The organism is Marinobacter arenosus (genome assembly GCF_019264345.1).
Taxonomy (GTDB): Bacteria; Pseudomonadota; Gammaproteobacteria; order Pseudomonadales; family Oleiphilaceae; genus Marinobacter; species Marinobacter arenosus.
In genome coordinates, this window is record NZ_JAHVAO010000001.1 from 1348709 (window position 1) to 1369889 (window position 21181).

The window sequence follows — 21181 nt, forward strand, 5'->3', positions numbered from 1 at the left end:
CTTGTGGGCGTATTGCCTTTAAATAACCTAAAACACGTTTTGTGCATTAAGTTCACGGGCAATATCCCCATGGGTGCTTTACCCTGAACACCAAACGACAACAAAACGCGACTGACACCGTGTTCCGAAAAACCCGACTCAAAACCCGGATGATCCTGACCCTTGGTCTGGTCAGCGCACTGCAAACGGCCCTGATTGGTGCCTTCGCCGGTTTCTACCTCAGCGAATCCCTCTACGACGAAATCGGGCAGCGGGCCCTCATGGTGGCCAAGACGGTGGCGGCCTCGCCGGCCATCGTGGAGGGCATCCGCGAACGTGAGCTGGATGACCTGAACCAATTGGCCACACGCCTGGCCCAGACCAACGAAGCGCTGTTCATCGTGATTGGCGATCAGGACGCCCTGCGCCTTGCCCACCCCGACCCCAGCCGGATCGGTCATTCCATGGCCGATGACGACGGTGACGATGGCCGGCGGGCGCTGATCGGCGGCGAGGCCTACGTCGACCGGGCCCTGGGCAGCCTCGGCGAATCCATGCGGGGCAAGGCGCCGGTGGTCGACCCGGCATCCGACAGCGTCATCGGCATTGTGTCCGTGGGGTACGCGGTGGACCAGGTCGAAACCACCATCCAGCGTTACAACTTTGTGCTCTATGGGGTTGTCGGGCTGATGTTGCTGGTCAGCATTGTTGCCGCGATCATTATTGCCGGCCGCTTCAAACGCGCCATCTTCGGCCTGGAACCGGAAGAGATCGCCCGCCTGTTCCAGGAACGGGAAGCCACCCTGCAGTCGGTTCGCGAGGGCATCATTGCCATCAACCGGGAAGGCATCATCACCACCCTCAACCGGACGGCGCTGAAAACCCTGGGGCTACCGCCGGACACCCCGCTGGCCGGCCGCCCGATCCTTGAAGTTCTGCCCGAGAGCGACCTGCTCCCGGTTCTGGAATCGGGCACGCCCGATTTCGACCGCGAAGTGTGGATGCGCAACCGGCAGATGGTGGTCAACCGACTGCCCGTCCGTCAGGGTGCGGAGATCATCGGCGTGGTTGCCAGCTTCCGGCTCCGTGACGAGGTGGACCAGGTCAGCCGCCAACTCACCCGGATCCAGCAGTATGCGGACACCCTCAGAAGCCAGACCCACGAATACTCCAACAAGCTTCACACCATTGCCGGCCTGATCCAGATTGGCGCCACGGCGGAGGCCCTCAGCCTGATCGGCAGCGAAGTCAGTGATCATCAGACACTGATCCACCTGCTGCTGGAGGCCGTGCCGGATCCCGTCATCGCCGGCTGCCTGCTGGGCAAGTACAACCGCGCCCGGGAGATGGGGCTGCACCTGGACATTGATCCCGGCAGCCAGATGGCTGATATTCCGGCGGAACTGCCCCGTGAGCAGCTGGTCAGTGTGCTTGGCAACCTGATCGACAATGCCCTGGAGGCAACGCGCAGGCAGACAGGCGAAGGTGGCCAGGTCAGGCTGTCCATGACCGACCTGGGCGAAGACCTGATTTTTGAGGTGGAGGACCAGGGCGCGGGGATCCCGGAAGCCGAGCGGGCACGGATCTTCCAGAAAGGTGTCAGCTCGAAAGCCGGAGACGCCCATGGCTATGGCCTTCACCTGGTCAGCCAGTTCCTGGATCGCTGGGGCGGGTCCGTGACCGTCGACGATCTGGTGTCGGGCGGCAGCCGTTTCACGCTTTACTTACCCAAACGACCGGACGGAGAGCGCAGTCATTGAGCACCATACGATTACTGATCATCGAAGATGACCGCAAGATCGCGGAAATTCAACGACGATTCGCCGAACGCCTGGACAATGTTGAGCTGTGCGGCATAGCCCACACGCTCGCCGATGCCCGCGACCTGATTGATGTCATGGCCCCGGACCTGATCCTTCTGGATGTCTACTTTCCCGATGGCAACGGCCTGGATCTGCTCCGCGAGCTCCGCGCGCAGGACAGCAGCAGCGACGTGATCCTGATCACCGCCGCGAAAGAAGTGGATACCCTGCGCAGCGCCCTGCGCGGGGGAGTCTTCGATTACATCCTGAAGCCACTGGTGTTCGAGCGCCTGGAGGAAGCGGTCCAGCGCTACCGGGACCACCTGAACCAGCTGTCGGGCCTGGACCAGATTGCCCAGAAAGAAGTCGATGCCCTCATTCCCCGCAACGCGGGGGAGGAAGGCCCGGCGCCGTCGCCTGACGAGGCTCGTCTTCCCAAGGGCATCGATGGCATTACCCTGGACAAGATCCGCGAGGTGATGGCCGGTGGCGGGCAGTGGAGCGCCGAGGAGGTGGGTGCGGCCATGGGCGCATCCCGGACGACCGCCCGCCGCTATCTTGAGTACCTGGTAGGCCGGCGTGAGGCGACGGCAGAAGTCAGCTACGGCAGTGTCGGACGGCCCGAACGTCGCTACTGCAGCACACCACGCAAGTAATTCAGACCCGACAACTGGGCCATCTGACCGCGAATCCAGGTCACCCGTTCCCAGACGTAGGCCGAAGGCCTACCCGCACTCAGTACCTTCGGGTTTGGCAGCACCGCCGCCAATCTGGCCGCCTGGACCTCGGAGAGCCGGCTGGCCGGAATACCGAAGTAGAGTCGGCTCGCCGCTTCCACGCCGTAGATGCCCGGGCCAAACTCCGCGACATTGAGGTACACCTCAAGAATGCGCTTCTTCGGCCAGAGCACATCAATGCCCAGTGCCAGTCCGGCCTCAAGGGCCTTGCGAACAAAGCTGCGCCCGTTCCACAGAAACAGGTTCTTGGCGGTCTGCTGAGTGATGGTACTCGCCCCTCTCAGGCCTTCACCGGCGCTGTATTCCGCCAGCGCCTTCCGGATGGCGTTAAAATCCACGCCCCAGTGATGGGGAAAACGTTGGTCCTCGCTGGCAACCACCGCCAGTGGCATCCACGGAGAAATCGCCTCCAGATCGACCCATTCCTGGTGCAAGGGCTGTCCCGGCGCCGACACCCGATAACCCAACATGAAGCTCGAGGTCGGCGGATCCACGAACCGGAACAGGGTGATCACGGCGACCATCAACAGCAGAACACCAGCGAGCGTCCAGGCCACCGCGTTCAGGGATTTTCTGATCAGGGATTGTCGCGCCACAGATTCGCCACCAGTCTGTTTTGACTATCATCAGTTAAAGGCGCTCAGTATGTCGTGGATTGCCCCCTGTTTGAATTACCAATCATTCAGGCGGCCCCGTCATCGGAGTGTCGCTATGCGTCGTATAACGACAAGGCCTGACTTCAAAGGCATCGGACCATGGTGGAGCATCTCAAGCACGCGGAGGGCTTCCGGCTCCTGCTGACCCCCAATCACTCCCTGAGTTGGCGTGGCAACGTGAAAATCTGGCTGGCCCTGCTGGCCCTCTCTGCCATGATTGCCGGCGGCATGGCGATGGCCGGCGCCTGGGTCATCATTCCGTTCGCCGGACTCGAACTGGCCGCCCTCGCCGCAGGGTTCTACCTCACTTCGAGGGCCTGCCAGCGCCGGGAGGTGCTCACGGTCAGCGACACCGACATCCATATCGAAAAAGGCAGGACCCGGAAACTCGCAGAATGGACGCTGCCCCGTCGCTATGCCCGGCTGCGCCTCAACGCGCCCCGACATCCCTTCACCGCGCCCAAACTGGAGCTGATCCACCGGGATACCCAGGTCACGCTCGGCAGTTTCCTGAACATCGAGGACACCGAGATTCTCATACAACTGTTGGAGTCGCGGGGGCTGGTGATTGAACGAAGAGAGCCCGATCCGGAGATCGGGCTCTGGTTCTAGGCGGCGTTGGTGAGCCGACGGTAGATCGGTTCCACCACGCTCGGGTGCCACAGCAGTTTGAAGTGCCCCAGCCCCTCGGTCTGCAGCTTTTCCGAGCCGGGCCACGTCAGATAAACGCGGTCGCTCTGGCTGGCCGGAACCGACTGATCGTCGCGATCAATAACCACCAGTCCTCGGGGGGCAAGGTCCGGTGCGAGCTCATCGAATGAGAACTGGCGCCATACATCGGAACCGAATCGCCGCTCCATCCGCCGGCGCTGTTCTGACACCATGGCCTCGGACAGTCCGAGGGTGGCGCCGAAACCGGCCACGACGGAATCCAGGTCCCGGGGTGGTGCCAGCATGATCAGATGCCTGGTCCGGATACCATCCACCACCGCACGCGCCGCGGCCAGGGAACCTATCGAGTGTGCAATGATGGCCTCGACCGGCCCCACACTGGCCGCAACCTTGAACACCACGTCCGCCATCTCGTAAAGGTTGGTCTGGCTACCCTGGGCCCGACCGTGGGCGGGCGCATCAAACACCACCACCCGAAAACCGGCCTTGACCAGGGGCTGAACAAATGCCCCGAACTGAATGCCGCCACCGGACCAGCCGTGCACCATCAGGATCACCGGACCATGCCCCCAGCTGTAAACCGGGACGATCTGCGCGCCATACTGGAGCTGGGTGTAGCTGGTCGCCTCGTCGAGCAGGTATTCGTAGCGGATCGGCAAGGGCAGCCGCTGGGGCGAGAAGAACAGACTCTCAACGATGTTTCCGGCTGTGTGGGGCGCTACCCGATGCAGCCATTGCAGGGCCGTTCCGATGGCAGCCACCCGTCCGTTGCGTCTGGCCAGCGGTGCTTGCGGGAGCCGTGTTGCGACATCTGTGTTGGTTGTGAATTGGGCAGTCATGACAATCCCTCCTTCGCTGTTGGCCGGATGGCCAACCTGATTGACGGTTTCAGATTACGACTTGCCAGACCGACCCGTGAGTGTCATATTTGACACTGTAGATGCGAAAAAGGACACCCCGCCATGAATAAGATCGCCATTGTCGCCCTGCCCTTCTGCCACGGTACCGGCATTGTCGGTGTGATGGATTTTTTCGCCACCGCTAACTACTGCGACCGGGGCACAGCCCGGAACGAGCCACTGTTCGATTGCCAGATCGTGACCATCGATAATGAGCCGGTGCACTCGTTCAGCAGGATTCCGATTGCGCCAACGGTGCGCTGGGAGGATTTCCAGCCCGACGTGATCATTGTCGGCTCCGCGATGGAGGCCGTGATCGGCGACCGTCACATCAGTGCGGCACTCGACCAGTCCCGCCACCTTTATCCCTGGTTGCGTTCGGCCTTGGACCGCGGTGCCATTGTGGCCAGCGTTTGCACGGGCAGTTTTATCCTGGCCGAGGCCGGCTTGCTGGCACAACACGTCGCCACGACCCATTGGCGGGCGGCCCCGGCCTTTCGCCGGCGCTATCCGGACATCAGGCTGGAAGCGGAGCAATTGCTGGTTGATAACGGCCAGATCATCTGCGCCGGGGGCGCAACCTCGTTCATCGACCTGTGCCTGTACCTCGTTGAGAGACTGGGTTCCCCCGCGCTCGCCGTGGCCTGCAGCAAATTGCTGATCCTGGACGCCCGCCGGGCGGAGCAATCGCCCTATATGAACTTTTACAGCAGCCGAGCCCATCAGGACGAGGTGATCGGCGACATTCAGGATTGGCTGGAGCAGCACTACGCCGACCCTATTGCCATCGACGACCTGGCCGAACGGGCCAGACTGGGGCCGAGAACGTTCAAGCGGCGCTTCAAGGACGCCACTGGCGAAACGCCATTGAATTACCTGCAACACCTGCGGATTGAAGCCGCCAAGCATGGCCTGGAGTCAACCCGGCGCCAGACCGCCCAGATTATCTGGGATGTCGGCTACGAAGATGCCAGCTCGTTCCGGCGCCTCTTCAAGCGGAACGTCGGGTGCACCATGGAGGAATACCGCCGGCGATTCAGCTACGTCACGCCCGGGCGCACCCGACCACAGCTGGCGGCGCACAATGACTGAGAATTACTATCATTGCGTTTTCAGCAGACTTTCCATAGACTTCGCCGCCAGTGGCAGTCGTGGGTGGTGGGGCGTTGGAGCAGCTGACTTTTCTCTTTTCCGAATTGAACCGGGTGGTGCTGGACCCGGTGAGCGATCGTTTTACCGGGATATTTGATCTGAACGGGCGTTTCGGCGTCTTCTTCCTGTGTATTTCCTACGCCGTGGCCTACGGACTGTTCCGGTTCCGACGGCACCGGGGACAAACGGATGCCCGCTCCTTCTGGCAGTTCATTGGCGGGGCCAGCGTCAACCTGCATCGCTCGGCTCTGCTCGATTACCAGTACTACCTGGTGCGCGCCATCCTAAAAGTTGCCCTGGTGCTGCCGGCCGTTGCCCTGGTGGATCCCGTCATACTGACGTCCGGCGACTACATCGCCTTTTTTACCAATCTATGGGGCGCAAGACCCACACTTGGCAATGATCTGGCCCTGTCCCTGCTGTATGGCCTGGGCGTATTCCTGGTTCAGGACTTCAAGCATTACTGGGTTCATCGCGCGTTCCACTCACGCTGGCTGTGGGAATTTCACAAAGTGCATCACTCGGCACCGGTGCTGGTACCGGTGACGGCGAGCCGCATACATTTCGTGGAGAAGATCGTGGAACGCCTGGCGACGGCCGTGTGCATCGGCCTTTACGCGGGGATTTTCTGGTACGTGTGTGGCGGTGAAATCAGCCGGTACACCCTGTTTGGCGTGACCTACCTGGTGTTCATTTTCAACGCCCTTGCCGCCAACCTGCGGCACAGCCACGTCTGGCTGTCGTTCGGGCCCAAACTTGAGCACATCCTCAACAGCCCGGCCCAGCACCAGATTCACCACAGTGATGCGCCGCGGCACTTCAACAAGAACTTCGGGACCAACCTCTCGATCTGGGACTGGATGTTCGGAACGCTCTACACCACCACCAGTACCCCCGAACCCATTCGCTTCGGAACCGGCGAGCGAGACCGGGAACGATACCTTACGCTGTACAGCCTGATTGTCACCCCCTTCGTCGAGCTGGGGCGGCGATTGCGTCGCCCCCCTGCGCCCCGCGCCACGGGCGCGGGTATTCAGGACTAGCCGTTACTCGTAGCGGGCCGCGATGGCATCAAGCTCACCGGCCGCGCGGGCTTCGTCGAGGGCCCGCTGCAGATTGGCCACAATGGCCGGATCGGTGTTTTTGCTGAGTGCCAGGTACATGGGCGTCTCACGGAACACCAGGACCGGCTTGAGTCCGGTAATGCCGTGCTCCTTCTCAGCCACCAACGGACCGACCAGGCCGTCCGTTACCCACAGATCCGCCTGACCCAACATCAACCGCTGGGTGTTCACATCCCCCGACATACCCATGGCCACATTGAACCCCTGGTCCACCAGGTACTCCGACATGACATCGCCCTTGTAGCCGGCAATCTGCAACTCCCTGGCGTCCTCGAGGCTGTCCAGGGTGATATCCGATTCCGGCGCGGCGAACAGCGTCCACTTGATCGAGGCCAGGGGGCCGACCCACTGGAAGAGCTCTTCCCGCTCCTCGGTTCGCGCGGTACAGAAGAGTCCGTGGTTCTCCCGACCCTGGACCCAATCGTACGCGTAGCTCCAGGCCCGCATCTTCATCACATAGTCATAATCGACCCGGGCCAGCATGGCCTTGACCATGTCGCTGCAAATACCCGTGATGTCATCCTCTTCGTGGGCAAAGCCCTTGCCGGAGACCGATGCGTTGTAGGGCGGATAGTTCTCGGTGAAGATATACAGTCGCTCTGCCGCAATCGCCGCCGTGGCGACGGTAGACAGTGTGAGGGCCAGAAGTGCGGCTGTGGCGGCTTTTACTACTGTTGTTGTTACCGCTGCTGATTCACTGGGCATTGCTTGTCCTTGATCAAAAATAGGGTTAATGAAGCGGGACCATCTAACGGCAGGTTACGTGACCGGACCTAACGCCATAATTGCCAAAGCTACCTACTGTATGTTCTGGCCAATCGACCTGGGTGTTTCTGCCAATTGCACACATCATTACGCGTCCGGCAAAAAAAGTCAGTGACAAAACGTATCTGCAAAAGAAACGATGCGAAATCAATGCCTTGAAGGGCGTATTCAGGATTCGCCCTGGGCATTGGATGGCGACTCGCCGGTACTGACCACGGTGGGACCAATCACCGACAGGACCTGCGGCCTGCAGACCACCTCCAGTGGCGTTTTCCCCACCACGTCGCCATCCGCCGTGACCGTTTTTGGCTTACCGGTCCGAACCGAACACCGAGTTCCCTTCAGGTGAACGATGGTGCTGGTTCGCCGGGGAGAGCGGCGGTTGAGACGGACCATGATAAACGTGAGCAGCAGCTGGAAAAGGGGCCGCGGCTTTACCGCAATGACATCAAGCTGACCGTCGTTGGCGGACGCCTCGGGGATCTCGTTTCCGCCTCCGAAAAAAGCACCGCTGGCGACGGCAATCGACAGCCATCGGCCTTTGACACGGCCCTTGTCGCACCGGATTTCAGCCTTGAAGCCCCGCTTGGCGTTGAGGCGCCGCAACAACCCGATGCCGTAACTGAATCGGCCAAACAGCTTCTTCTCGGCCCCCTCCGACTCCCGAACCGGCAAGGTGCCCAGTCCAATGTGGGCGACATTGAGGAACAGCGCCTGGCCGAATTCGGCAACATCCACTCGCTGGCAGGTGCCCTTGGCGATGAGCGCGCACAGTGCCTCGGGGTCCTCGGGCAGCCCCAGGTTCCGGGCAAAATCGTTGGCGGTTCCCGAGGGCAGCACCGCCAGGGTCGCGTCTTTGGCCAGACACAGCTGCGCACCCCGGTTGACCGAGCCATCGCCTCCGGCCACCATCACCACATCGCCGGGCTCCACCCTGTGGACCCAGTCATCGTCCGTGAAGTCACAGCATTCCGGGTCAGGGATACCGACGGACGCCAGACTATCGCGCCAGTATTCGCGCCCCCGCTCACCTGATCCGGCCTTGGGATTGGCCAACAGCCAATGGGTCATTTCAGCTCGTTCCTGTCACTGTCGGTTCCATCGCGCGTCGAGCGCGGCTTCCTGTTCATACCAACGATAACCCATTGGCCCTGACCCCGCCTCACGACTATGGTTACGGTATGGAAAACCATGGTTTCACCGCTCACATCGGGTTTCTTTACCCCGGCCACGCCGCCGAGGACGATTACCCACGCCTGGCACGAATGGTGCGCCCGGCGGCGGATATCCGGGTTGTGCATACCGACTTTGCCGAAGACGCGCACACCGTCGAGGCCCTGACCGAAATGGGCAGTCCCTCCAGACTCCTGAAAGGTGCCGCCCAACTTCGCGACTCGGGCATTGAAGCGGTTCTGTGGACCTCCACCAGCGCCAGTTTCGTTCGCGGTCTCGACGGCATCCGGGAGCAGATCGATACCCTGGAGAAAGCCTTGCAGGTTCCGGCGTCCACCACCGCCATGGCGTTCGCCCGCGCGGTGACTGCCATCAATGCCCGGCGGGTGACCATCGCCGCCACCTACCCTGCGGACGTAGCCGTCCTGTTCCGGGATTTTCTGGAGCACTTCGATATTGAGGTGGTGAGACTGGCTAGTCACGGCATTGCCACCGCAGCCGAAGCCGGCACTCTCAACAAGGAGGTGGTGCTGCAGTTTGCCCGTGAGAACAATCACCCGGACGCCGATGCCCTGCTGATCCCGGACACGGCACTGCACTCGGCAGGCTGGTTGGAGGAGCTGGAAACGGTGGCCGGCAAACCGGTGCTCACCGCCAACCAGGTCAGCTTCTGGGAAGGCCTGCGTCTGTGTGGCAAATTGACGCCCCAGCAGGGACTGGGCACACTCTTCGCCACCGAACTCTGAAGCCAACCGGCCTCAGCCAGACGAACAAATAAGGATAACAAGGCCACCGCCATGGATTTCGTCAGAACCCCCGAGAAGCGATTTGAACGCCTGCTGGATTACCCCTTCGAGCCCCACTACGTCCAGCTTGATAACCTGCGAATGCATTATGTCGACGAGGGACCCGCGGAGGCCAGGCCGATACTGATGCTGCACGGTGAGCCCTCCTGGTCCTACCTCTACCGGCACATGATTCCGGTTTGTGCGGCGGCGGGCCATCGGGTCATTGCGCCGGACCTGATCGGCTTCGGCAAATCCGACAAACCCACGTCGATTGATGATTACAGTTACCAGCAGCATATGGACTGGATGCAGTCGTTCATTGACCAACTGGAACTGACTGACATCACCCTGGTGTGCCAGGACTGGGGATCGTTACTGGGCCTGCGCCTTGCAGCCGAGAACCCGGACCGGTTCCGGGCGATTGTCGTGGGCAACGGCATGCTGCCGACCGGCGACCAGAAAGCGCCACCGGCGTTCAAGATCTGGAAGAACTTTGCCCTGCACAGCCCGTGGTTCCCCATCGCCCGGATCATCAATACCGGGTCATTCCGAAAACTGGGGCCGGATGAGATGCGCGCCTACGACGCTCCGTTTCCCGGCAAAAAGTACAAGGCCGGTGCCCGGGCCTTTCCCAGGCTGGTGCCCATGACCCCGGACGACCCGGCCACAGACGCCAACCGGAAAGCCTGGCAGGTGCTGGAACAATGGGAAAAGCCTTTTCTCACCACCTTCAGTAATGGCGATCCAATCACCCGGGGTGGCGACCGGTACCTGCAGGAGCGGATTCCGGGCGCCAAAAACCAGCCCCACGTCACCCTGAAGGGCGGCCACTTCCTTCAGGAAGATTCCCCGGTGCCCTTCGCCCGGGCCATCAACGACCTGCTGGCCACCATGGCCTGAGCTGGGTCTGGCCCAGGCACGTCAGCTCTGTCCTGCCGGCACCCGTGGCCGGTAGTGCCAGGACGACCAGGTGTACAGGGCCAGCGCGAGCCAGATCACCACGAAACTGACCAGCTGGACCTGACTCAGGGGTTCCCCGAAGACCAGCAGCGCGATGAAGAACTGCAGGGTCGGGTTGATGTACATCAGAAAGCCCACGGTCGCGAGGCGAAGGCGGCGCGCCGCGCCCGCGAACAGCAGCAGCGGAATGGCGGTGACGATTCCGCTCGCCATCAGCAGCGCCCCCGTATGGAGGTTGTCGCCAAAATGGGAGAGGTCCGCATGACGCAGCCAGCCAAAGGTCATCAACCCCACCGGTAGCAGCAACAGGGTTTCCACGAACAGGCCCGACAGCCCATCCAGAACGACCTGCTTGCGGAGCAGACCGTAGGTTCCGAAAGTGATCGCCAGCGCCAGGGTAATCCACGGCAACTCACCCAGCACCACCAACTGGATCAGGATGCCAATTCCCGCCAGCAGGACCGCCGCCATTTGCCAGGGTCCCATCCGTTCGCGCAGAACCAGCATGCCCAGCGCCACATTGACCAGTGGTGTCAGGAAGTAGCCGAGGCTGGCCTGCAGTACGTGCCGGGTTTCCACGGAATAGATGTAAATGCCCCAGTTCGCCGCAATCAGCACGGCGCAGCCCAGGACACGCCAGAGCTGGGCCGGGTTGGCGAGGGCCGCCTGCACGGCCGACCAGCGACGGAGGCCGCTGATCACCAACGCCAGAAAGACGCAGGACCAGATGATCCGGTGCACCAGGATTTCGAACGCCGGGACACCCTCGAACAGCGCAAAGAACAGCGGAAAGCAGCCCCAGATGGTGTAGGCAGACAGACCGTAACAGACGCCCCGGGTTGTCTCATTCATGCCGGTTTCTTCTGGGTGACGACCAGGGCCACCCCGGTGATGGCCACAAGGCCGCCAATCATGGCCAGACCGCCCAGGCGCTCATCGAACAGCAGGTAGGCTTCCAGCGCCGTAACCGGGGGCACCAGGTAGAACAGACTCGCCACCTGGGACGCGGCGCCCTGGCGAATGAGCCACATCAGCAGCAGTATGGCGCCGATGGACACGCCAAGAACCAGCCAGGCCATGGACAGCTGCAGTTGCAGACTCCACTCGACCTCGCGGGACTCCAGGGCAAACGCTCCAATGGCGAAGAAGGTGGCCGCAGCACCGTACTGGATCAGGGTACCGGCAACGAGGTCCGCCCCGGTGCCGTGGCGTTTCTGGTACACCGTGCCCATGGAAATGCCTGCCAGCGCAAACACCGCCCACAGCAATGCCCAGGGCGAAAAGCCCACACTGGCGCCGGTGCCGCCGAACTTTTCCACCAGCACCAGGGCCACGCCGACCAGGCCTAATGCCAGCCCCAGCCATTGGCGGCCACTTACGCTCTCTTTCAGGAACACCACCGCCGCCGCCGCAGTCACCAGCGGCTGGAGACCCACTATCAGCGAGACGATACCCGACGCCATGCCACCCTCGATGGCGTAGTAAACGCCCCCCAGGTAACAGCCGTGAACCAGGATGCCGGTAACGGCCAGGTGCCCCGCACCGCGCCAGCCCGGCCAGCGGGTCTTCATCAGCCAGGCCAGACCCAGCAGCAATACCAGGGTCATCAGCATTCGGAGCAGCAACAGCGTGAACGGTTCGGCAAACGGCAAACCGTACTTGGCACCGATAAAGCCTGTGCTCCAGAGCCAGACAAACAGGGCGGGCACAAAAAACGAGTAAAAGAATGAACGCATGCGTCGAAACAGGAATCCGTTTGGGTTTTCAGTATCTTTACTGTAGTAATTAGCTCGCAAACAAAACAGATACAGAAAACAGGGTTAATAACCAGTACAGATTGTCAGGCAGCCCCACCCGGCAGTCGCACCTCAATGAGCGGTTCATCTTCATGCCAGTGCCCGTTCCAGGTGACGTCCGGAGCGCCCCCAGGACGAGGCTGAATGCTGATGGAAATGGAACCGTAACTCGTGGGCGCGGGCCCGAACCGAATGGGACGATCCTGGTCCAGCCAGCGCTCGGGCACCCCGGCACAGAGAATCAGCCGGTCACCTTCCTCCCGTACAAAACAGTTCCGGACCATCAGCACCCACTCCGCCGACGCCCAGACGTGGTGACCATCCCCCATGCATCCGCCACCGGTGCCGGGATGGATCGCCTCCGGCCATTGGCCCGTTGGCGACGCGAGATCCGCCACCGCGTCCATCAGGTCAAGATAACGGGCATCACCAGCCCGAAGCAGTACCTGGGCCACATGCAGGGTGAGGTAGGCATTCAGTCCGGAGTGGATCATGTCCTGGTAGAACGCCCCTTTCACAAAGCAGTTCTCCAGCAGGAACTCGACACAGTCCAGCAACCGGCGATCGTCTGGCTCGCAGAGCTGGGTCGGATACCCCATCGCCAGGGACCCAATCGCGCCGGCGTCGAGCCGACGATAGGGTGACGCCGGCATGCCGGGGCGTTTGAGCCGGCGCTCACAACCGGCGAGGCTCCGGTCCACCGTCTGAGTGAACTCCCGGGCACCGGCGGCGAACCTGTCACTGGTGTCCCGGTCATCGGCGGCCAGCAGCTCGGCCGCCGCCCTGAGGCCGGCAATGCCCCAGAAATCGTCCCAGTAGTAGTAATCGTTGGGCCCCAGGTGTTCGGCACTGAACCCTGCGGGGAGCAGCCCGGCGTGCGGTTTGTCGAGGGTGCCGCTCACCCGTTTCTTCTGGATCCAGTGCGCGCCCTTGCTCACCGGCTCAAACCAGTCAATGGGCATTTTCCGGCCAGTCATCGCGAAAAAACGCTGCAGGATCCAGAGCACTTCGCCGTTGGCATCCCACTCACCTTCCTGGGACCGGAAGTACCCGTTCTTGAGCTGTCGCTCCGGGAACTGGTTCAGGGCGCGCTCGGCCCGGTCTGTCATGCCAGCGCACAACAGGGCATGGATGATGAACGCGGCGTCCCGGAACCAGAACCGCTTGTAGGTGTAGGGGCCGGGATACACATCGTCGGGCGAATGCAGTACCAGCGACCGGAGAGCGGCGTCGTACAGGAACTGCCAGGTTTCATCCGGACACTCCAGCCGGGCGTGCCCCGCCAGGGTCTCATCCCAGGCTTCCGGGCGCAGACCGGCCACCGGTTCCTCTGCCAGGGGCACGGTGACCGTCAGCGTGGCAGCTTTCCCTGCCTGTACCGGAAACAGCGCTGCCGCGGTAACCATACCCACGTCACACACGCCTTCGGTCTGATCCTCCTTGTCCGCCAGATGGATATGAACATCCCCTTGCCGGTAGTCAGAGACGTGATGGCTGCGCGCCGGCTGACTGAAGAACACCGACTGTTTGCCCTCCACACGCCAGGCGTCGCGTTGGTCCGACAGATTCACCCGGTGAATGAAGGCGACCCCTTCCGGATTGGCCGGGCGCAGCGATAACACCAATGAACCGGAAACGTCAGAGTGCCCCTCCAACTCAAGCTGGCATACCGGCCGGCCATGCTCAATCACGACCCGCGCGCGGCTGATCAGCTTCAGCCCCTCCATCTCCGATTCCGTGACCACGCAGGGATTGCTCCCGAGTTCCTGCCACTGCCGGCTGACCCGGCAACGAGATGGCAGCAGGCAACGGCCGTCGTCCGCGAGGAGCCAGCCATCCAGGGACCAGCCATCGTACAACGGGGTCAGCAGCCCCCGTGGATCCACCACCGGCAAGGCCTCCACATCCGGCTGGCCCACGGCGGTCCAGTTGCGGTTACTCAGGTTGATGTGGGTGATGGAGAAAGCCCGAGGGATGAAGGCGGCATCCGTGGGATCGAACTGGCGCTCCACCCAGTACGGCCAGACCCAGTCCAGATTGTGCTGGATGACCCGGCTGTTGATCAGGCCCCGGGCGTGGAACACCACCCCGGCCCGCAGCAGCTCGATCGGCTCCCCGACTTCGGACGGCTGGGCAAAGCTGTGCAGCTTACCCAGCAGGGCAATCGGGTCGAGAAAACCATGGCGATGGGCCATGCGCTTGACCAGATATCGCCAGGGCAACCATTTCATCCAGCTCATCGGGTGTCGTCCTCCTCCGCGGTGTCGGTTTCAGTCTCGATCCGATAACGGGCCAGGGCCCGGCGGGCCAGCCGGTTGAGAAATACAACCGCCAGGATCGTACCCACGAATCCAGCGCCGTAGATGGCCCATTCCAGCGGCGTACGGGCGCTTTCGCGAACGCCAAGCGTCGACAGGTCCGCCGCCAGTGAACCCAGATAGACGTTGTGCAGCGAAAACGGAATCACGCCAAAGAACGTCCCCGCGACAAAGCCCCCGAACGAGAAGTTGGTCAGACCAAACAGGAAATTGGAGAGCTTGCCCGGGAAAAACGGAATCAGTCGCGTGAGCAAAACAATCTTCCAGCCATGGGGGGCCATTTCACGACTGACCACCGAAAGCCGGGCCTTGCTCCGAATGTAAACATGCGCATGTTCGCCCAGAAAATGCCGGGCAATGAGAAACGCGATGGCCGAACCCAGTGTGGTCCCCACCACCACATAGGCGGTGCCCTCCACCACGCCAAACACGAACCCTGCGCCGGTGGTAAGCAGCACTCCGGGCAGCACGAGCACCATGGCCAGTGCCATGAGACCGATGAACATGGCCGCCGCCCAGATACCCTGGCTGTCGAACCAGCGCAGCAGATCGAGCACCTGGTGATGAACGCCGAAAGCGTACAGCAGGCCGACAATGGCGCCGACGCCGGCAACGCTGCCCGCCATCCACAGAAACGGAGACTTTTTCCAGTTGCCCATGGCAACACCCTAACGCGCGAACGGACCGTCCCTCAAAGTCGTCTGGATCCGCAACGCGCTGCCGTCACTGGCTGCTGAAAATGGCCTGGAGTTTCTGGGTAAGCTCAACGGCCTCCGCCCCCAGTGGTGTCAGGTAACCGCCATCTTTCTGGCTGATCAGGCCCTTTGCATAGAGGCTTTCCGCCGCCCTGACGGTCTCCGCAGATGCCGAATGGGCATGCACCTTGATTCCCTCCTGGGTGGAGCTCGATGGAAACTGGGCCAGAAGATTGAGTTCGGCAAGGTGATCAGCAGAGAATGGCATGGCAATTCCTCGTATTATTGTCGTGACTTCCTCACAGCATAGTCGATTAACGTCATGAAGCTTTCCAGAATTCTCAGCAACCGGGACGGGGTCAGCCGCAAGCGAGCCAACGCGCTGATTGCAGCGGGCCGGGTGACTGTGAACGGGACACCCTGCCGGGTCCCGGCGTTGGAGGTGGATCGTTTTTCGACGGTCAGAGTGGACGAGGCAATCATCCAGCCCGGCGACACGGCCCACTACCTGATGCTTCACAAACCCGCGGGCTACCTCAGCGCCACTGTGGATGACGTTCACACGACGGTGCTGGATCTTATTGCCCCATCCCTGCGGCAGGAACTCCACATCGCCGGGCGGCTGGACCGAGCCAGTACCGGCTTGCTGATTCTCACCAACGACGGCACCTGGTCGCGTCAGCTGACGGAGCCGAAAATCAAACTGCCGAAGGTGTATCGGGTCGAGACCGCTGCCCCGATCAGCCAAGAAACCGCACAATGCTTTGCCGACGGCATCTGGTTCGAGTTCGAACAACTGAGGACGTCCCCGGCCACGCTGGAACTGCTGGGGCCGCAGGAAGCGCGAGTAACGATTTACGAAGGCCGCTACCACCAGGTCAAGCGAATGTTTCATGCCGTTGGCAACCGCATTACCTCGCTGCATCGGGAGCGAATGGGAGCCATCGAACTGGACGGTGCCCTGGCGCCCGGGGACTATCGCCCGCTGACAGCCCCGGAGATCGGCTCCGTTCGTCCGGCAGCGGTGGACCGGCTTCCGGTTCAGAGTTGACCCAGCTCAGGGCCGCACCGCCCGCGCTGTTGTGTAATGCACTAAGCTTCCGGAAGGCAACGTACAGACACACGGACGACTCCCCGCCATGGCCAACAACACCTACTACCCGAGACAGCTACGCCATCTGAGCAGCTACCTCTCCGCACTGGTCCAGGGGCGGCTTTGGCTGAAAGTTCTGGTGGGCATGTTCCTGGGGCTTATCGTAGGCACCTTACTGGGGCCATCGGTGGGTCTGGTGGAACCCAATACCGGTACGTTGATCGGAAACTGGCTGGCGTTCCCCGGACAGTTGTTCCTGGCCACCATCCAGATGATTGTCATTCCGCTGGTCATCGCTTCCGTGGTACGAGGCCTCGCCGCCAGTGAGAATCTGGATCAGCTGCGTAAGCTGGGGCTGCGAGTCACCGGTTTCTTTGTCATCACCACCGCCATCGCCGCCGCCATTGGCCTCTGGATTGGCAACCTGATGAACCCCGGCAGCATGTTGAAGGGACTGGCAACGCCAGTGCCGGCAACAAACGACGTTACGGCGGCGGACATGCCTGGAGTCGACGACCTGCCCGCGACCCTGATCGGTCTGTTGCCAGGCAACCCCCTCGACGCCATGGTCGAAGGCCAGATGCTTCAGGTGGTCATCTTCTCGATCATTGTCGGCATCGCGCTGGTCAGTATGGAATCCCGGAAATCGCGCCCGATGCTCGAACTGCTGGATTCGCTGCAACAGATCTGCATGACCGTGGTGGGCTGGGCCATGAGGCTCGCCCCATTCGCGGTTTTCGGTCTGATGGCGCAACTGACCACCACCATCGGTTTCAGGGCCATGCTGGGCATGGCGTCCTACGTTGCCACCGTACTGACGGGCCTGCTCCTGATGCTCGGCGTCTACATGCTGATCCTGAAACTGGTGGCCGGCCAGCCGCCGTTTCGTTTCCTGAAAGACTCCCGGGACGTTCTGCTGCTGGCGTTCTCCACGTCCAGCTCCGCCGCCGTGATGCCGTTATCCATCCGGACCGCGGAGGACAAGCTCGGGGTGCGGCCCTCGGTCTCCCAGTTCGTCATCCCGCTCGGAGCGACCATCAACATGAACGGCACGGCGCTTTACCAGGCCGTTGCGACGGTGTTCCTGGCCCAGGTCTATGGCGTCGACCTCGGCATGGGCAGTATGGCGCTCGTGGTTGCCATGGCCGTGGGCGCGTCCATTGGTTCGCCCGCAACACCGGGCGTGGGTATCGTCATCCTGGCCATGGTGCTGCAGACCGTCGGCGTTCCGCCCAGCGGCATTGCGCTGATCATGGGGGTCGATCGGATTCTCGACATGTGTCGTACTGCCATCAACGTTACCGGGGATCTGGTCACCTGTCGGCTGATGGAAAACTGGTCGGGCAAACGGCTGCCACAGGAGCCAGCGCCCCAGGAAACCTGACCACGACACGGCGGCCTGCTTTCCGGTAACCTTGACAGATGACACACCACCGGGAGCTTTCATGACCACCGTCCAAATCGACATCGTTTCCGACATCGCCTGCCCCTGGTGTGCGATCGGATACGCCCGCCTGGAACAAGCCATGGCCGAACTCAAGGATGAAATGACGTTCGACATCGAGTGGCACGCGTTCGAACTGAACCCGGACCCCACCGGGGACGGAGAACCCATCCTTCAGGCCCTGAGCCGGAAGTACGGACGCAGCCCCGAGGAAATGCAGGCCAACCAGGCCCACATGATGGAGATCGCCAGCGGCCTGGGGCTAAACTTCAGCAAACTCCAGGAACGGCACACCCGAAACACCTTCGACGCCCACCGCCTTGTGAAATGGGCCGGCGAACACGGCCGGCAAACCGAGATGAAGATGGCCTGTTTCGAAGCCTATTTCGGGCACGCCGAGAATATTGCCAGCCCGGACGTACTGGTCCAGTGTGCGGAAAGCATCGGCCTTGATGGTAATGAGGCCCGGGAAATCCTGGCGTCGGACCGTTATGCGAAGGCCGTCCGTGAGGACGAAGCGCGGTACCAACAGGCCGGCGTGTCCGCCGTGCCGGCCTATATCGTCAACCAGACATACATGATTTCCGGTGCTCAGGAGCCCGAGACGCTGGTGGGAGCGTTCAGGGAAATTGCTGCCGAATCCTAGAAACCTGCGTGTGTGCTAAAGTTAAAACCGGACCCTGAGAAGGAGGAAGGGATATGCTCTATTGGTCCGTGGTATGCCTCATCATAGCAGTGATCGCCGGCGTACTGGGTTTTGGAGGTATCGCTGGCGCGGCCGCAGAATTTGCAAAGATTCTGTTCTTTATTTTCCTGGTTTTGCTGGTCATCTCGGTAGTCCTCAACGTCGTCCGAGGCCGGGGTCCTAAGGTCTAGGAACACCCTACCCGCGGACGACATTGACTGACCAGTCACAGTGTTCCTTAGAGGGAGACACCCTGTGCCCGGGCCATTGCGTAGGCAGCTTTTGGTCCGGTCCACAGCGACGGCAAAATGATCAGCGAGACGGGAATCGCCGTCAGCACGATAAACTGCTGCAGTACGCCAATCTGGCCCGCGCCCATGTAAAGCAGGATCGCCGCCATGATGGCCATGGCACCGCCCCAGAACGCCCGAACCAGGTAATGTGGCTCATCGTGACCAGCGCCCACGGTCGCAATCGCGTAGCTCATGGAATCGCCAGTGGTCGCCACGAAAATTGTGGTCAGCAGGAGAATCGCCGCAGCCATGATAGTGCCGCCCGGCAGCGCCTCGGCAACGGTCAGGGTGGCCACATCAAACGAGAAGCCGTTGAGCGCTTCGGTCAGATCAAAAGTGCCCGCCAGCTGATGATGAATACCGGAACCGCCCAACAGGGTGAACCAAATGGACGTGGCAATGGGCGCCAGTACGGCAACCGCGAGAATGGTTTCGCGGATGCTGCGACCACGGGAAATCCGCGCCACGAAGATCGACATCAGCGGCGTGTAACCAATGAACCAGGCAAAGAAAAACACCGTCCACCACTTCATCCACAAGTCCGGAGCCGTTTCCGACGTCACCGTGGACATCGCGAAAAACGAGGTCAGGTATTCGCCGGCGGACGCCAGGTAGGTGTTGGTCAGGAACAGGGTTGGACCAAAGATAAAGATCACCGCCGCGATTGCCAGTGCCAGGATCACGTTGAACCGACTCAGCAACTGAATGCCACGATGAAGACCGCTGACGGCCGACGTCATGTAGACCCCCGCCAACACGCCCAGGATGATCAATTGGGTCGAGTAGTTATCGGCAATACCGAATAGCTCGTGCAGGCCAAAGCTCATCTGCGTCGCCAGGAAACCAATGGGGCCGACCGTACCGGCCACAACCGCAATGACGCAGAGCGCGTCAACCAGACCGCCAAACCAGCCGCTCATCACCCGCTCACCCAACACTGGGTAGAGCAGTGTACGTGGCTGCAGGGGCTTGCCCTGGACATAATGGGCGTGCGCCAGTACCAGCGCTGTCAACGAACCAAGAACGGCCCAGGCCAGGAAGCCCCAGTGCATGAACGACTGCGCCATGGCCGGAGCCACAGCTTCCGCCGTTCCTGCCTCGGCGCTGGAGACCGGGGGTACAACCACGAAATGGTACACCGGCTCGCCCGCAGCGAAGAAAACGCCGCCGCCGGCCAACAGGGTACAGAGAATCATCGACATCCAGCGGAAGGTGCTGATTTCGGGCTTAGACAGACCGCCCAGTCGGGCCGCGCCTGCGCGGCTGAACGCGACAAACAGGGCAATGAAAAAGGTCAGTAACAGGAGCAGCTGGAAAAACGAACCAAGGTACTTCGCGGTCCAGGTGAAACCGTCGCCAATCAGGGCAGCAAGGCCTTCGGCGTCGTTAAGGGACCATCCGACAAACAGGAGGATGAAACCCATGGTGAGCGCCAGAACGACAGGGTCGCCCAGTCGCTGGAGCGCGGAGGTGTCTTTCAGGGGAATCGTTGCACTACTGGAGGACATGAAACTCGCCGGTTAGTGAATGGGCCGGGCACCCTACGCAGCGAGTAGTGAGGTTGCTATCGGTAATTCTACCGAACCGAATCTGAACAGAGCTCCCGAATCACCGCCTCACACACCTCGTCCTGGTTGCGGCCCTCACCGGTCACCGTCAGATCGGCATACTGACGATAGAGCTGGAAACGCTCATTGAACAGTTCCTCCAGGGACTGATCCGGCCGTCGGGAAATTCCACGGGCACTGTGGTCGCCGATGCGGTCGATCACCAGGGCCAGCGGAATATCCAGAAACACCACCGTGCCGTTGGCCTTGAGGTGCTGCATGGCCTTGGCACTGTAGACCGCACTGCCACCGGTGCTGATGATCTGGTGCTGCACCTCAAGATCCAGCAGCACTTCCTCCTCAATGTGCCGGAGCGCCTGGTAGCCATCGTGATCGACGATGTCCTGGAGCGTACGCCCGGCCTTTTCCTGGATCAGCAGGTCGGTATCGACAAAGCCCATGCCCAGGCGCTTGGCCAACAGAACGCCAACGGTACTCTTGCCGCTGCCGGGCATACCAATGAGGATGAGGTTCTGGTCAGGGGCGAACTGAGGCATTGGAACTCCGGAAATTGACGGGCCCGGCTGTAACATTCACAGGCCG

22 protein-coding genes are annotated in these 21181 nt (G+C 61.5%); 11 read left to right on the top strand and 11 right to left on the bottom strand.

The window, feature by feature from the left end; all coding sequences use genetic code 11:
- The first annotated feature begins 119 nt into the window (after window positions 1-119).
- Together KXD86_RS06175 and KXD86_RS06180 are read left to right on the top strand one after the other, a co-directional pair.
- A complete protein-coding gene (locus KXD86_RS06175) occupies window positions 120-1739 on the top strand; it encodes an ATP-binding protein (protein ID WP_312846257.1) in 1620 nt (539 codons plus the stop codon).
- Window positions 1736-2437: a response regulator gene (locus KXD86_RS06180; protein WP_218635177.1), complete on the top strand. Its 702-nt coding sequence runs from the start codon at window positions 1736-1738 to the stop codon at window positions 2435-2437. The genes KXD86_RS06175 and KXD86_RS06180 overlap by 4 nt, the downstream gene beginning before the upstream one ends.
- Here the strand turns inward: KXD86_RS06180 and mtgA are convergent.
- Window positions 2413-3114 (bottom strand): monofunctional biosynthetic peptidoglycan transglycosylase, encoded by a 702-nt coding sequence (gene mtgA / locus KXD86_RS06185; protein WP_312846258.1) that lies wholly within the window; start codon window positions 3112-3114, stop codon window positions 2413-2415. The genes KXD86_RS06180 and mtgA overlap by 25 nt on opposite strands.
- 159 nt (window positions 3115-3273) lie before the next feature.
- On the opposite strand from mtgA, the gene KXD86_RS06190 reads away from it, so the two are divergent.
- Window positions 3274-3786, top strand: coding sequence for a DUF2244 domain-containing protein (locus tag KXD86_RS06190; RefSeq protein ID WP_218635178.1), 513 nt, complete (start codon window positions 3274-3276; stop codon window positions 3784-3786).
- Here the strand turns inward: KXD86_RS06190 and KXD86_RS06195 are convergent.
- Window positions 3783-4685, bottom strand: coding sequence for an alpha/beta fold hydrolase (locus KXD86_RS06195; RefSeq protein WP_218635179.1), 903 nt, complete (start codon window positions 4683-4685; stop codon window positions 3783-3785). The genes KXD86_RS06190 and KXD86_RS06195 overlap by 4 nt on opposite strands.
- 123 nt (window positions 4686-4808) lie before the next feature.
- Here KXD86_RS06195 and KXD86_RS06200 point away from each other — a divergent pair, with 123 nt between their 5' ends.
- The gene (locus tag KXD86_RS06200) at window positions 4809-5837 is read left to right on the top strand and encodes a GlxA family transcriptional regulator (protein WP_218635180.1); all 1029 of its coding nucleotides are present in this window, start codon (window positions 4809-4811) and stop codon (window positions 5835-5837) included.
- 74 nt (window positions 5838-5911) lie between these two features.
- A complete protein-coding gene (locus KXD86_RS06205; RefSeq protein ID WP_218635181.1) occupies window positions 5912-6940 on the top strand; it encodes a sterol desaturase family protein in 1029 nt (342 codons plus the stop codon).
- A gap of 3 nt (window positions 6941-6943) precedes the next feature.
- On the opposite strand, the gene KXD86_RS06210 is transcribed toward KXD86_RS06205, so the two are convergent.
- Complete coding sequence (locus KXD86_RS06210; protein WP_218635182.1) at window positions 6944-7726, bottom strand: substrate-binding periplasmic protein; 783 nt, start codon at window positions 7724-7726, stop codon at window positions 6944-6946.
- A gap of 228 nt (window positions 7727-7954) precedes the next feature.
- A complete protein-coding gene (locus KXD86_RS06215) occupies window positions 7955-8857 on the bottom strand; it encodes a diacylglycerol/lipid kinase family protein (RefSeq protein WP_218635183.1) in 903 nt (300 codons plus the stop codon).
- A gap of 110 nt (window positions 8858-8967) precedes the next feature.
- Here KXD86_RS06215 and KXD86_RS06220 point away from each other — a divergent pair, with 110 nt between their 5' ends.
- Complete coding sequence (locus KXD86_RS06220) at window positions 8968-9705, top strand: maleate cis-trans isomerase family protein (protein ID WP_218635184.1); 738 nt, start codon at window positions 8968-8970, stop codon at window positions 9703-9705.
- Between the two features lie 51 nt (window positions 9706-9756).
- On the top strand, window positions 9757-10647 hold the full coding sequence (locus KXD86_RS06225) for a haloalkane dehalogenase (protein ID WP_218635185.1): 891 nt from the start codon (window positions 9757-9759) through the stop codon (window positions 10645-10647).
- Between the two features lie 21 nt (window positions 10648-10668).
- Here KXD86_RS06225 and rarD read toward each other — a convergent pair whose 3' ends face one another.
- From rarD to KXD86_RS06250, 5 genes are all read right to left on the bottom strand, one after another.
- Window positions 10669-11559, bottom strand: a complete 891-nt coding sequence (gene rarD / locus KXD86_RS06230; protein WP_218635186.1) for an EamA family transporter RarD — start codon at window positions 11557-11559, stop codon at window positions 10669-10671.
- The gene (locus KXD86_RS06235; protein ID WP_218635187.1) at window positions 11556-12443 is read right to left on the bottom strand and encodes a DMT family transporter; all 888 of its coding nucleotides are present in this window, start codon (window positions 12441-12443) and stop codon (window positions 11556-11558) included. The genes rarD and KXD86_RS06235 overlap by 4 nt, the downstream gene beginning before the upstream one ends.
- A 104-nt stretch (window positions 12444-12547) precedes the next feature.
- Entirely contained in the window at window positions 12548-14743 is a 2196-nt protein-coding gene (locus KXD86_RS06240; protein WP_218635188.1) for a hypothetical protein, read from the bottom strand.
- Complete coding sequence (locus tag KXD86_RS06245) at window positions 14740-15480, bottom strand: TVP38/TMEM64 family protein (RefSeq protein WP_218635189.1); 741 nt, start codon at window positions 15478-15480, stop codon at window positions 14740-14742. The genes KXD86_RS06240 and KXD86_RS06245 overlap by 4 nt, the downstream gene beginning before the upstream one ends.
- A gap of 64 nt (window positions 15481-15544) precedes the next feature.
- Window positions 15545-15784: a TIGR02647 family protein gene (locus tag KXD86_RS06250; RefSeq protein WP_218635190.1), complete on the bottom strand. Its 240-nt coding sequence runs from the start codon at window positions 15782-15784 to the stop codon at window positions 15545-15547.
- Window positions 15785-15838: 54 nt separating this feature from the next.
- Here KXD86_RS06250 and KXD86_RS06255 point away from each other — a divergent pair, with 54 nt between their 5' ends.
- The 4 genes from KXD86_RS06255 (at window position 15839) to KXD86_RS06270 (ending at window position 18929) form a co-directional block, all read left to right on the top strand.
- On the top strand, window positions 15839-16567 hold the full coding sequence (locus KXD86_RS06255; protein ID WP_218635191.1) for a pseudouridine synthase: 729 nt from the start codon (window positions 15839-15841) through the stop codon (window positions 16565-16567).
- Window positions 16568-16655: 88 nt separating this feature from the next.
- Window positions 16656-17993 carry a dicarboxylate/amino acid:cation symporter gene (locus tag KXD86_RS06260; RefSeq protein WP_218635192.1) on the top strand — a complete coding sequence of 446 codons (1338 nt, stop codon included), beginning with the start codon at window positions 16656-16658 and terminating at the stop codon, window positions 17991-17993.
- Window positions 17994-18054: 61 nt separating this feature from the next.
- Window positions 18055-18699 (top strand): DsbA family oxidoreductase, encoded by a 645-nt coding sequence (locus KXD86_RS06265; protein WP_218635193.1) that lies wholly within the window; start codon window positions 18055-18057, stop codon window positions 18697-18699.
- 53 nt (window positions 18700-18752) lie between these two features.
- Complete coding sequence (locus KXD86_RS06270; RefSeq protein ID WP_218635194.1) at window positions 18753-18929, top strand: DUF1328 family protein; 177 nt, start codon at window positions 18753-18755, stop codon at window positions 18927-18929.
- Window positions 18930-18976: 47 nt separating this feature from the next.
- On the opposite strand, the gene KXD86_RS06275 is transcribed toward KXD86_RS06270, so the two are convergent.
- Together KXD86_RS06275 and KXD86_RS06280 are read right to left on the bottom strand one after the other, a co-directional pair.
- The gene (locus KXD86_RS06275; protein WP_218635195.1) at window positions 18977-20539 is read right to left on the bottom strand and encodes a BCCT family transporter; all 1563 of its coding nucleotides are present in this window, start codon (window positions 20537-20539) and stop codon (window positions 18977-18979) included.
- Window positions 20540-20607: 68 nt separating this feature from the next.
- Entirely contained in the window at window positions 20608-21135 is a 528-nt protein-coding gene (locus tag KXD86_RS06280; protein ID WP_218635196.1) for a shikimate kinase, read from the bottom strand.
- Window positions 21136-21181: the final 46 nt, after the last annotated feature.